The 14220-nt window shown below is 65.9% G+C and carries 2 protein-coding genes (1 of these 2 only partly in view); both read left to right on the forward strand.

Annotated features, from left to right (window positions below; translation table 11 throughout):
- Complete coding sequence (locus BFQ04_RS25675) at nucleotides 1–12939, forward strand: non-ribosomal peptide synthetase (protein ID WP_065953193.1); 12939 nt, start codon at nucleotides 1–3, stop codon at nucleotides 12937–12939.
- Nucleotides 12936–14220: the 5' portion of a non-ribosomal peptide synthetase gene (locus tag BFQ04_RS25680; RefSeq protein ID WP_065953194.1), read on the forward strand. 13187 nt of this gene lie beyond the right edge of the window; the window shows 1285 of its 14472 coding nt (coding positions 1–1285); the start codon lies at nucleotides 12936–12938; its stop codon lies off the right edge, out of view. The genes BFQ04_RS25675 and BFQ04_RS25680 overlap by 4 nt, the downstream gene beginning before the upstream one ends.

The raw sequence follows: 14220 nt of genomic DNA on the forward strand, positions 1-14220 counted from the left end.
ATGCAGTTCAGCGAATTACTGGCAGCGATTTCCACCCATGCAATCCGTCTGCAAATGGAAGAGGGCGACCTGATTGTCCTTGGCGATGACGACGCGCTGGATGACGCGCTGTGGGACCAACTGATCGCGCAAAAACCCCAACTGCTTGAGTGGGTCGCGGCGCATGGCGGCGACTGGTCGAGCCCGGCCTATCGCATCACCCCGGACATGCTGCCACTGGTCACGCTCGACCAACCGGCCATCGACCGCATCGTCGCGGCGATCCCCGGCGGAGCGGCGAATGTGCAGGATATCTACCCCCTGGCGCCGCTCCAGGAAGGCATGCTCTACCACCATCTTCGCGCACAGCAGGGCGACCCCTACGTGCTGCACGCGCAGTTCGTGTTCGACAGCCGCGCACGTCTGCACAACTTCGCCCAGGCGTTGCAATGGGTCATCGATCGCCACGACATTTTGCGCACGTCGATGGCCTGGGAGCGCCTCGACGAGCCGTTGCAAGTGGTGTGGCGCAAGGCAACCCTGGCCTGTGAAGAAGCGCATCTTGACGGCGCCGACCGCCTGGCCCAACTGCTCGCACGCTACGATGCGCGCACCTATCGCATGGACCTGGGCCAGGCGCCGTTGCTGCGCCTGGTGTTTGCCGACGACCCGGCCAACGAACGCGTGGTAGCGATGCTGCTGTTTCACCACACCATCCTCGATCACACCGCCCTAGACGGCGTGCGCGAGGAAATCCAGCTGTACCTCGCCGGCAAGCAGGCGCAGGCCGCGCCGCCGGTAGCGTTTCGCAGCTATATCGCCCAGGTGCGTCAGGGTGTGAGCGAGCAGGCCCACGAAGCCTTCTTCCGCGACATGCTCGCCGACATCGACGCACCGACGTTGCCCTTCGGCCTGCAGGACGTGCAGGGCGATGGCCTGGGCATCGACGAAGCGCGCCTGCCGGTTGATCACACCCTCAGCCTGCGCCTGCGCAGCCTGGCGCGTCCGTTGGGCGTCGGTGTGGCAAGCCTGATGCACCTGGCGCTGGCGCGCGTGCTGGGGGTGGTGTCCGGTCGCGAAGCGGTGGTGTTCGGCACGGTGATGCTCGGCCGCATGGGGGCGGGCGAGGGCGGTGAGCGCGCCTTGGGCATGTTCATCAATACCTTGCCGCTGCGCGTGGATGTCGGTGCGCAAGGCGTGCGCGCCGCGATTAAAGCCACTCACGAGCGCCTCACCACCTTGCTTGAACACGAGCATGCCTCCCTGGCACTGGCCCAGCGTTGCAGCGGGGTGGCGGCGCCGGCACCGCTGTTCAGTGCGATGCTCAATTACCGTCACAGCGCCGCCAGCGACATGCACGCGGTGATCGAGGTGGCCGAAGGCATCCAGGTGCTCGGCGCCCAAGAGCGCACCAACTACCCGCTGACGGTCAATGTCGATGACCTGGGTGAAGACTTTGCGCTGACGGTGATGGTCGATGCGTCCATCAGCGCGCACCGCGTCGCCGGCTACCTGCACACGGCCCTTGAAAGCCTGGCCGATGCCCTTGAGCAACGACCGGATATGCCGCTCAGCGGCCTGAACATCCTGCCCGACTCCGAACGCCACACCCTGCTGCACCGCCTGAACCAAGGCTCTGTCAACCAAAGCCCCGCGCACTACGCCGACACCGCCCTGATCCACCAGCAAGTCGAAGCCCACGCCGCCGCGCGCCCTGACGCGATTGCCGTGCGCTTCGAACGGCGCAGCCTGACCTACCGTGAACTCAACGAACGCGCCAACCAGGTCGCCCATGCGCTGCTGGCCCAGGGCGTGCGCCCCGACGCGCGCGTGGCGATCTGCGTGGAGCGCGGCCCGCAGATGATCATCGGCCTGCTCGGCATCCTCAAGGCCGGTGCCGGTTATGTACCGATCGACCCGGCGTACCCGCAGGAACGCATCGCCTACACCCTGGGCGACAGCGCGCCGGTGGCGGTGCTGGTGCAGGCCGACACCCGGCACCTCGTCGGCAACCTGGCGCAGATCGACCTCGACGCCCTGCACCAGCAGGCCACGGTCAATCCGCGCCTGCACCTGAGCCCGGCCAACCTGGCCTATGTCATCTACACCTCCGGCTCCACCGGCCAGCCCAAGGGCGTGATGATCGAACACCGCCAGGTGGCGCGCCTGTTCAGCGCCACCCAGCACTGGTTCGGCTTCAATCAGCACGACGTGTGGGCGCTGTTTCATTCCTTTGCGTTCGATTTTTCCGTGTGGGAAATCTGGGGCGCGCTGATGCACGGCGGCCAGTTGCTGATCGTGCCGCAACTGGTCAGCCGTTCACCGGATGAGTGCTACGCGCTGCTCTGCGAAGCCTCGGTCAGCATCCTCAACCAGACGCCGAGTGCGTTCCGCCAGTTGATCGCGGCGCAAGGCAACAGCGACCGGGCGCATTCATTGCGCCAGGTGATTTTCGGCGGCGAGGCGCTGGAGCCGGGCATGCTCAAGCCCTGGTATGCACGGGCGGTGAATGCCGGTACGCAACTGGTGAACATGTACGGCATCACCGAAACCACTGTGCACGTGACGTACCGCGCGCTGGAAGCGGCCGATGCGCAGTTGGTCGGCGTGAGCCCGATTGGCGTGCGCATTCCGGACTTGCAGTTGTACGTCCTTGACGAACAGCGCGAGCCGCTGCCGTTCGGTGTGATCGGTGAGTTGTATGTGGGCGGCGCGGGGGTGGCGCGCGGTTATCTGAACCGTGACGCGCTCAACGCCGAACGCTTCCTGCACGACCCGGCCACCGGCCTGCGCATGTACAAGACCGGCGACCTTGGCCGCTTGTCGGCCGACGGCAGCGTCGAGTACCTGGGGCGCAACGACGACCAGGTAAAGATCCGCGGTTTCCGTATCGAACTGGGTGAAATCCAGGCCCACCTGGCCACCGCCGACGGCGTGCGCGACGCCGTGGTGATTGCCCGGGAAGACACCCCCGGCGACAAACGCCTGGTGGCCTACGTGATTGCGGACGGTGCGCCCAGTGCGGCCGCCTTGCGCGACCATCTGCTGCTGAACCTGGCCGATTACATGGTGCCCGCAGCCTTTGTGCTGCTGGAGCGGTTCCCGCTGACCACCAACGGCAAACTCGACCGCAAAGCGTTGCCCGCACCCGATGCCGACGCATTGGCCCGGCGCGGTTATGCGCCGCCGCAGGGCGCGGTGGAAACCACCATCGCCGCGCTCTGGCAGGACTTGCTCAAGGTCGACCGCGTGGGGCGCGAGGATAATTTCTTCGAACTCGGCGGCCACTCGCTGTTGGCGGTCAAGCTGATCGAGCGCATGCGCCAGGTGGACTTGAGCGCCGATGTGCGCGTGCTGTTCGGCCAGCCGACATTGGCGGCACTGGCGGCGGCGGTCGGCGGGCACCCTGAAGTGCAGGTGCCGGCCAACCTCATTGAAGAACACAGCGCGGCCATTACACCGGACATGCTGCCCCTGGTCGACCTCGACCAGGCCGCCATCGACCACATCCTCCAGGCGGTACCCGGCGGCATTGCCAATGTGCAGGACATCTATGGCCTGGCGCCGTTGCAGGCCGGGATTCTCTACCATCACCTGGCAACCGCAGAGGGCGACCCCTACGTGTTGCAGGTGCAGTTCAGCTTTGATGACCAGGCGGCGCTGGACGGGTTTGTCCAGGCGCTGCACAGCGTGATCGAGCGCAATGACATCCTGCGCACCGCGATTCTCTGGGAAGGCCTGGATGAACCGGTGCAGGTGGTGCTGCGCCAGGCACCGCTGGCGGTCGAGCGGGTCGAGGCCACGGGCGACGATGCCCTGGCGTCTCTGCAACAACGCTTCGACCCCCGTCACTATCGCCTGGACCTGTCACGCGCGTCGCTGATGCGCCTGGCGTACAGCGAGGAACCGGACCGCCTGGTCGGCATCCTGCTGTTGCACCACATCCTGCTCGACCACACCGCCCTGCAAGTACTGGTGCAAGAGATGAGCGCCAGCCTGTCCGGCAGCAGCGCGCAATTGCCAGACGCGGTGCAGTACCGCAACTACGTGGCCCAGGCCCGCCTCGGTGTGAGTCAGGCGCAGCACGAAGCCTTCTTCAGCGAGATGCTTGGCGATATCGACGAGCCAACCCTGGCCTTCGGCTTGCAGGATGTGAATGGCGACGGCAGCGGCATCGTTGAAGCGCATCTGCCGCTGGATCCGGGGCTGAGCCTGGCCCTGCGCGAACAGGCGCGGCAGTTGGGCGTAAGTACCGCGAGCCTGGTGCACCTGGCCTGGGCGCAGGTGCTGAGTCAGGTGTCCGGCCAGCGCGACGTGGTGTTCGGCACCGTGTTGCTGGGGCGCATGCAGGGCGGCGAGGGCGCCGATCGGGCGCTGGGGATGTTCATCAACACCTTGCCATTGCGGGTCAGCCTTGGCGCCACGGGCGTGCAGGCCGGTGTGCGCGCCACCCACGCACGCCTGGCGCAATTGCTCGGGCACGAGCATGCCTCGTTGTCCCTGGCCCAGCGTTGCAGTGGCGTGCCGGCGTCGTTGCCGTTGTTCAGTACCTTGCTCAACTATCGCCACAGCGCCCCGGATGAAGCGCCGGGTGACAGCCCCTTCGCCGCGTCCGGCATCCAGGTACTCAGTTCCGAAGAGCGCAGCAACTACCCGCTGGTACTCAACGTCGATGACCTGGGCGCAGGCTTGGCCCTCACGGTGCAGGGCGTCGCCACGCTGGACGTGCAGCGCGTGGCGGACTACATGCTCACCGCGCTGCGCCAGCTGGTGACGGCCCTGCAACAGGCGCCGACCACCGCGCTGCAGGCACTGTCGATCGTACCGCCGGCAGAGCGCCAGCAACTGCTGGTGGAGTTCAACGCCACTCGCCGCGATTACCCGGCGCATCTGAGCGTCGCCCAGCTGTTCGAAGCCCAGGCGCTGGCACGGCCTGAAGCAGTAGCGGTGGTGCAGGGCAAACTGTCCCTGAGTTACCGCGACCTCAACCGCCGCGCCAATCGCCTGGCTCACTGCCTGATCAGCCAGGGCGTGCAACCCGGCGAGCCGGTGGCCCTGGCGCTGCCGCGCAGCATCGACCTGGTGATCAGCCAACTGGCCGTGCTCAAGTGCGCGGCGGTGTACGTGCCGCTGGACGTCAACGCGCCGGCCGACCGCCAGGCGTTCATGGTGCAGGACAGCGGCGCCCGCCTGGTGCTGGACGATCTGGCCGGGCTGAACCTGGACGGGCTGCCGGCCGACAATCCCGAGCGCGAACAGTCCGCCGACAGCGTGGCCTACATCATGTACACCTCCGGCTCCACGGGCACGCCCAAAGGCGTACTGGTGCCCCAGCGCGGCATTACCCGGCTGGTAATCAATAACGGCTACGCCGACTTCAATGCCCAGGACCGCGTGGCCTTTGCGTCGAACCCGGCGTTTGACGCGAGCACCATGGACGTATGGGGCGCGTTGCTCAACGGTGGCCAGGTGCAGGTGATCGACCACGCCACCGTGCTCGACCCGCAGGCGTTCAGCGCCGAGCTTGCGGGCGCTACGGTGCTGTTCGTCACCACTGCGCTGTTCAACCAGTATGTACAACTGATCCCTGACGCACTGGCCGGCCTGCGCATTCTGCTATGCGGCGGCGAACGCGCCGACCCAGCCGCCTTCCGCAGCCTGCTGGCCCAGGCCCCGGCATTGCGCCTGGTGCACTGCTATGGCCCGACCGAAACCACCACCTACGCCACCACCTACGAAGTGCGCGCGCTTGCCGATGACGTAGAAAGCGTGCCGGTGGGTCGGCCTATTTCCAATACGCAGATCTATGTACTGGACGCGCAGTTGCAGCCAGTGCCACTGGGCATCACCGGCGAAATCTGCATTGGCGGCGATGGCGTGGCCAAGGGCTATTTGAACCGCCCGGACCTGAGTGCCGAAAAATTCGTCCACGATCCATTTTCCGAACAGCCCCACGCCTTGATGTACCGCACAGGCGACCTGGGACGCTGGTCGGTCGACGGCTTGCTCGAGTGCCTTGGACGCAATGACGACCAAGTGAAAATCCGTGGTTTTCGTATCGAACTGGGTGAGATCGAGGCGCGCCTGGCGAGCTGCCCCGGCATCCGCGACGTAGCGGTGCTCGCCAGGGAAGACGTACCGGGGGACAAGCGTCTGGTGGCCTATTTCACCTGGACCGACGCTGCGCTGGGCATCGACGAGGTGCACGCGTACCTGCAAGGCCTGCTGCCGGACTACATGCTGCCCTCGGCCTATATGCCGCTGGCCAGTCTGCCCTTGACCAACAACGGCAAGCTCGACCGCAAGGCCTTGCCCGCGCCGGATCCGCAAGCGCTGCTCAGCCGTGCCTACGAGGCCCCCCAGGGCGAGGTGGAAACCCTGCTGGCGCAGATCTGGCAGGACGTGCTCAAGCTCGAGCGCGTCGGCCGGCATGATCATTTCTTCGAACTGGGCGGGCATTCGTTGCTGGCGGTCAGCCTGATCGAGCGCATGCGCCGCGTCGGCCTGAGCGCCGATGTGCGCGTGCTGTTCAGCCAGCCCAGCCTCGCGGCATTGGCGGCGGCGGTGGGCAGCGGGCGTGAAATCGTGGTGCCGGCCAATGGCATCCCGGCGGGCTGTACGCACATCACCCCGTCGATGCTCAGCCTGGTGCAACTGGACGCGGCTGCCATCGAACGCATCGTGGCCAACGTGCCGGGCGGTGCGGCGAACGTGCAGGATATCTACCCGCTGGCGCCGTTGCAGGAAGGCATCCTCTATCACCATATCAGCGCCGAACAGGGCGACCCGTACCTGCTGCAATCGCGCATGGCGTTCGACAGTCTCGAGCGCTTGCATGCTTTCATGGGCGCGCTGCAACAGGTGGTGGCCCGCCACGACATCCTGCGCACCGGGGTGGTCTGGGAAGGCCTGGACAGCCCGGTGCAAGTGGTGTGGCGTCAGGCGCAGCTGGTGGTGCAGGCCGTCAGCCTGGACCCGGCCGACGGCGGCATCATCGAACAACTGCATGCGCGCTTCGATGCGCGGCACTACCGGCTGGACATCACCCAGGCGCCGCTGCTGCGCATGGTCTACGCCCAGGACCCGGCCAACCGGCGTGTCGCGGCGATCCTGCTGTTCCACCACCTGGCCCTGGACCATACCGCCATGGAAGTGGTGGGCCAGGAGATGCGTGCCTTCATGCTGGGGCAGGCGGACGACTTGCCCGAGGCCGCGCCGTTTCGCAACTACGTGGCCCAGGCGCGCCTGGGGGTCAGCGTGGCCGAGCATGAACAGTTCTTCCGCGGCATGCTCGCCGATGTCGACGAGCCGACGCTGCCGTTCGGTTTGCACGATGTGCAGGGCGACGGCCGCACCATCGAAGAAGCCGAACGGCAGCTGCCGGCCGAGCTGGCGCAGCGGGTGCGCGAGCAGGCACGCCACCTGGGCGTCAGCGCCGCGAGCCTGATGCACCTGGCCTGGGCGCAGGTGCTGGGGCTGGTGTCCGGGCGTGACGACGTGGTGTTCGGCACCGTCCTGATGGGCCGCATGCAGGCCGGCGACGGGGCGGACCGCGCCCTGGGCATGTTCATCAATACCTTGCCGCTGCGGGTCGATGTGGCGGCCGCTGCTGCCGACGCGGTCAATGCCACCCATGCACGCCTGAGCGCCTTGCTCGGGCATGAGCATGCCTCGCTGGCCCTGGCTCAGCGTTGCAGTGGGGTGGCGACGGCCACGCCGCTGTTCAGCGCCTTGCTCAATTACCGCCACAGCAGCCCCGGCGAAATGGCCCGCGACGGTCACGGGATCTGGGAGGGCGTACAGCTGCTCGGCGGCGAAGAGCGCAGCAACTATCCGCTGACCCTGAGCGTGGATGACCTGGGCGAAGGCTTCGCGCTGGCCGTGCTGGCGTTGCCGCAGATCGGCGCCCAGCGCCTGTGCGACTACATGCACAACGCCGTGGCGCAGTTGGTGGACGCCCTGGAAAACGCACCGGACACCCGCTTGTACCATCTGCCGATTCTGCCGACGGCGGAACGCGACACGCTGCTGCGCGAATTCAACGCCACCGCCCATGACTTCCCACGCGGGCACACCCTGCACGGCGCCGTTGAAGTCCAGGCCGAGCGTCAGCCCGAGGCCATCGCGGTGATGCAAGACGGTTTGGCGCTGACCTATCGACAGCTCAACCAACGCGCCAACCAGCTGGCGCATCACCTGCTCGGGCTTGGCGTGCAGCCGGATGACCGCGTGGCGATCTGCTGCCGTCGCGGCCCGCAGATGCTGGTGGGCCTGCTCGGCATTCTCAAGGCCGGCGCGGGCTATGTGCCGATCGACCCGGCGTACCCGGCGGAGCGGATCGCCTATCTGTTGCAGGACAGTGCACCGGTGGCGGTGCTCTCTGAAGCTGGCACTCGGGACCTGCTCGGCGGCGTCGCCAGTGTCGACCTGCAGGACCCGCGTTTGCAGCAACATCCCCTGAGCAATCCGCAACTCGGCGCACTGACCCCGGCGCACCTGGCCTACTTGATCTACACCTCCGGTTCCACCGGCCAGCCCAAGGGCGTGATGGTGGAACATCACCACGTGGAAAACCTCGTGCACTGGCATTGCGAGGCCTTTGGCCTGGGGGCTGCCAGCCATACCAGCAGCGTCGCCGGTTTCGGTTTCGATGCGCTGGCCTGGGAAGTCTGGCCGGCGCTGTGCGTGGGCGCGACCCTGCACCTGCCACCCGCCGAGGTGGGCAATGAAAACATTGACGAACTGTTGGCCTGGTGGCTGGCGCAGCCGCTGGACGTGAGCTTCCTGCCCACCCCGGTGGCCGAGTACGCCTTCAGCCTGAACCTGCAACACCCGACCTTGCGCATGCTGCTGATCGGCGGGGACCGCCTGCGCCAGTTCAGCCAGGAACGACGGTTTGCCCTGATCAATAACTACGGCCCCACCGAAGCCACGGTGGTCGCCACCTCCGGCCGCGTACGTGCCGGGCAGCCTTTGCATATCGGCCGGCCCATCGCCAATGCCACCAGCTACGTGCTGGATGCCCACCTGCGCCCGGTGCCGGTGGGCGTGGCCGGTGAACTGTATGTCGGTGGCCGCGGCGTGGCGCGCGGTTACCTGAATCGTCCGGACCTGACCGCCGAGCGCTTCCTGCAAGACCCGTTCAACCCCGGGCGCATGTACCGCACCGGCGACCTGGTGCGCTGGCTGCCCGATGGCAACCTGGAATATCTGGGGCGTAACGATGACCAGGTCAAATTGCGCGGGGTGCGGGTTGAACTGGGCGAAATCGAAGCCCGCCTGGCCGCGCTCGACGGTGTGGCGGAAGCCGTGGTGCTGGTCCGCGAAGGCCGCTTGATCGCCTGGTTCACCGAACGCCAGCCGCTGTCGATCGAAACGCTGCGCGCGCAACTGCAGGCGCAACTGCCCGAGGCGCTGGTGCCGGTGGCCTACGTGAAACTTGCGGCCTTGCCCCTGACCGCCAACGGCAAGCTCGACCGCAAGGCCCTGCCGGCCCCCGATCAAGCCGCGCTGCTGACCCGTGATTACGAAGCGCCCCAGGGCGAAGTGGAAACCCGCCTGGCGCGGATCTGGGCCGAGGTGCTGCAGGTGGCGCAGGTGGGGCGCCATGACCACTTCTTCGAACTGGGCGGGCATTCGTTGCTGGCCGTCAGCCTGATCGAACGCATGCGCCAGGTCGGCCTGAGCGCCGATGTGCGCGTGCTGTTCAGCCAGCCGACCCTGGCCGCGCTGGCCGCCGCCGTGGGCAGTGGCCGCGAAGTGCAGGTGCCGGCCAACCGTATTCCTGACGGTTGCCAACGCATCACCGCGGACATGCTGTCGCTGGTGACGCTGGAGCAGTCGACGCTCGACCAGGTGATCGACCAAGTGCCCGGCGGCGCCGCCAATGTGCAGGATATCTATCCGCTGGCGCCGTTGCAGGAAGGCATTTTCTACCATCACATCAGCGCCGAGCAGGGCGACCCGTACCTGCTGCAATCGCACCTGGCGTTTGACAGCCTTGAGCGCCTGGACGCCTTTGCCCAGGCGCTGCAGCAGGTGATCGATCGCCACGATATCCTGCGCACCGCAGTGGTCTGGGAGGGCCTGGTGCAACCGCTGCAAGTGGTGTGGCGCAAGGCTGAACTGGCCGTGCAATGCGTATCGCTGCAAGGCAACGTCATCGAGCAGTTGCACCAGCGTTTCGACCCGCGCCATTACCGGCTGCCGATGTCCCAGGCGCCGCTGATCCGCCTGGTGTATGCCGAGGACCCCGGTCAGCAGCGGGTCGTTGCGATTTTGCTGTTCCACCATATTGCCCTTGATCACACGGCACTCGACAGCGTACGTCAGGAGATGCAAGCCAGTTTGCTCGGGCAACCCCGTATCGCTGAAGCAGCCATTCCTTACCGCAACTATGTGGCTCAGGCGCGCCTGGGCGTCGAAGAGCACGAACATGAAGCGTTCTTTGGCCAGATGCTGGGAGACATCGACGAGCCGACGCTCCCGTTCGGCTTGCAGGACGTCCAAGGTGACGGCAGTGCAATCGAAGAGGTGCAGCAGAGCCTGGCCCCGGCCTTCAGCCAGCGTCTGAGGGCGCAGGCCCGCCTCTCGGGTGTCAGCGCCGCCAGTCTGTTTCATCTGGCGTGGGCCCGGGTGCTGGCCAGCACCAGCAGCCAGCACCGCGTGGTCTTCGGCACGGTACTGCTTGGCCGTATGCAGGGGGGCAAAGGCAGCGACCGTGCACTGGGGATGTTCATCAACACCTTGCCGTTGCGCGTGGATATTGATGGCACCGGTGTGCGCGCCGCCGTCAAGCACACCCATGAGCGCCTGACGGCACTGCTCGGCCATGAACATGCCTCCCTGGCTCTGGCCCAGCGTTGCAGTGGCGTCGCCGCGCCGCTGCCGTTGTTCAGTGCAGTGCTCAATTACCGCCACAGCGCCAGCCAGGAGGCGACGGTGTCGCAGGCATGGCAAGGGATTCACACCCTGGCCAGTGAAGAACGCACCAATTACCCCTTGACCTTGAACGTCGATGACCAGCGTGATGGTTTCCGCCTGACCGTCATGACCCCCGCGCATATTGGAGCGCAACGCGTCTGCGGTTATATGCAGACGGCTTTGCTTGGGCTGGTCGAGGCGCTGGAACAGGCGCCGCACCTGCCGATCAGCCGCGTGTCGATCCTGGGGCAGCAGGAGCGCGAAAGACTCTTGCACGGCTTCAACGCGACCGCAGTCGATTACAACCTTGACCAGACCTTGCACGGCTTGTTCGAGGCGCAGGTCTTACGCACGCCGGATGCCGAGGCCGTGAAAGCGGGGGATCAACGCCTGAGCTATCGGCAACTCAACGAGCGGGCCAACCGTCTGGCCCATCACCTGCGTGAACTGGGCGTACGGCCCGAGTCACGGGTTGGGGTGTGCCTGGAGCGTGGCCTGGACATGGTCATCGGCTTGTTCGCCATCCTCAAGGCCGGCGGCGGTTATGTCCCGCTTGACCCGGCCTATCCCCACGAGCGCCTCGCCTACATGCTGCACGACAGCGCACCGGTGGTGGTGCTGGCCCACGGCGCAACCCGCGACTTGCTGGGTGAGATACCCACCCTTGATCTGGACTGCGACACCTGGCAGCACCAGCCGAGCACCAATCCCAGCGTGCCGGAGCTTACTGCCCGGCATCAGGCTTATGTGATCTACACCTCCGGCTCCACCGGCCAACCCAAGGGGGTCATTAATGAACATGCCGGGGTGGTCAACCGCCTGCTGTGGATGCAGGACGCGTACGGCCTCAACGCGCAGGATGCGGTGTTGCAAAAAACACCCTTCAGCTTCGACGTGTCGGTGTGGGAGTTCTTCTGGCCGCTGATGACCGGCGCCCGCCTGGTCATGGCACGTCCGGGCGGCCACAAGGACCCGGCGTATCTGTGTGAAGTGATTGAGGCGCAGCGCATCACCACGCTGCACTTTGTGCCGTCGATGCTCGACGTATTCCTGGCCCATGGCGATGTCAGCCAGGCCGCCGGGCTGTTGCGCGTGATCTGCAGCGGGGAAGCGCTGCCGGGCAGCCTGGTGCGACGCTTCAAGCAGCAACTGCCGGGCATCGGGTTGTACAACCTGTATGGCCCGACCGAAGCCGCAGTGGATGTGACCGCATGGAACTGCGCACGCAGCGACGTGCCGGACAACACGCCGATCGGCAAACCGATTGCCAACACACGCATGTACGTTCTGGACGCCCAATTGCAGCCGGTGCCGCTGGGGGTGGTCGGTGAGCTGTTCATCGGTGGCGTGCAGGTGGCGCGGGGGTATCTCAACCGTGCGCAACTGACCGCCGAACGCTTCCTTGAGGACCCGTTCAGCGCGGGTCGGATGTACCGCACGGGCGACCTTGGCCGCTACCTGCCGGACGGCAATCTCGAGTACCTGGGTCGCAACGATGACCAGGTGAAAATTCGCGGCCTGCGCATCGAACTGGGGGAAATCCAGGCGCGACTGATCGAGCATCCAGCGGTGAAAGATGCCGTGGTCGTGGCCTGCGAAGATCGCCTGGTCGCCTACTACACCGGCGCGGCCACCGCCATCGACGCCCTGCGCAGCCAGCTCTTGCAGCACCTGCCGGACTTCATGGTGCCCGCGTTGTTCATGCACCTCGACGCGCTGCCCCTGAGCCCTAATGGCAAGCTCGACCGCAAGGCGTTGCCGGCCCCGGGCACGGCGTCGTTGAGTGTGCGTGAGTACGAAGCGCCCGAAGGCGACTGCGAAATACTGCTGGCCCGACTCTGGGCCGAGCTGCTGAAGGTGGAGCGAGTAGGGCGCCATGACAATTTCTTTGAACTGGGCGGGCATTCGCTGCTCGCCGTGAGCTTGATCGGGCGCTTGCGCCAGGAAGGCATGGAAGCCGATGTGCGAGGGCTGTTCGAGCAACCGACCCTGGCCGGCTACGCCGCAATGACCGAACGAATGGAGATCGTCCTGTGAACATCCAACAATTGCTGGCAACCCTGAAAACGAAGGATGTGCAACTGGCGCTCAAAGGCGAGCAACTGTCCGTACAAGGCAACAAGCAAGCCTTGAGCGACCCGGCGATCCTCGCTGCGTTGCGCGAACACAAGCCGGCCCTGATGGAACGGATCAAGGCGGGTGAATACTCGGCCGGCAAAGCCGGTGAGGTGCAAGTACCGGCCAACGGCATCGCCCCGGGCGCCGAGCGCATCACCCCGGCCATGTTGACGCTGTCCACACTGAGCCAGGATGAGATCAACCGCATCGTCGCCACCGTCGAGGGCGGCGTGGCGAATATCCAGGACATCTACCCGCTGGCGCCGTTGCAGGAAGGCATCCTCTACCACCACGCGAGCACGGAGCAGGGTGACCCGTACATCATGCAGTCGCAGTTCGCCTTCGACAGCCTGGCGCGCTTCGAGCAGTTTGCCAACGCCTTGCAGAGCGTCGTGGATCGGCACGATATCCTGCGTACCGGGGTGGTTTGGGAAAGCCTCGAACAGCCCTCGCAAGTGGTCTGGCGCCAGGCCCGGTTACCGGTGCAAGCCCTTGAGCTGGATCCGGCTGAGGGCGATATCGCAGAGCAGTTGCGCCAGCTGTTCGATGTTCGCCATTACCGCCTGGACGTGACCCAGGCGCCGATGTTGCGCCTGGTGCGCACCTGGGACGAACCCGGCCAGCGCGTGGTGGCAATGCTGCTGTTTCATCATATGGCCCTGGACCACAGCGCGCTGGACGTGGTGCGCCATGAACTGCAGGCGCTGTTGCAAGGCCGTGGCGAACAATTGGGCCAGCCCATCCCGTTTCGCAATTACGTGGCGCAGGCGCGACTGGGCGTCAGCGAGCAGGAGCACGAGGCGTTTTTCCGTCAGATGCTCAGCGATATCTGCGAGCCGACCTTGCCTTTCGGTCTGCAGGATGTGCAGGGCGACGGCCGCGATATCGTCGAAGCGGACCTGCCGCTGTCGGCAGCGCTCAATCAACGTGTACGCGAGCAGGCACGCCATCTGGGCGTAAGCGCGGCGAGCGTGTTCCATATGGCCTGGGCCCAGGTGCTGAGTGTGTTGGCAGGCAAGCAAAGCGTGGTGTTCGGTACGGTGTTGATGGGGCGCATGCAGGGCGGTCAGCAGACCGACAGAGCGCTGGGGATTTTCATCAATACGTTGCCGTTTCGTGTGGACGTCGGTCATGCGGATGTGCGCACCGGCATCAGGGACACCCATGCACGGCTGACGACGTTGCTGCGCCATGAGCATG

This window comes from Pseudomonas sp. 37 R 15, assembly GCF_900004865.1.
Lineage (GTDB): Bacteria > Pseudomonadota > Gammaproteobacteria > Pseudomonadales > Pseudomonadaceae > Aquipseudomonas > Aquipseudomonas fluorescens_AM.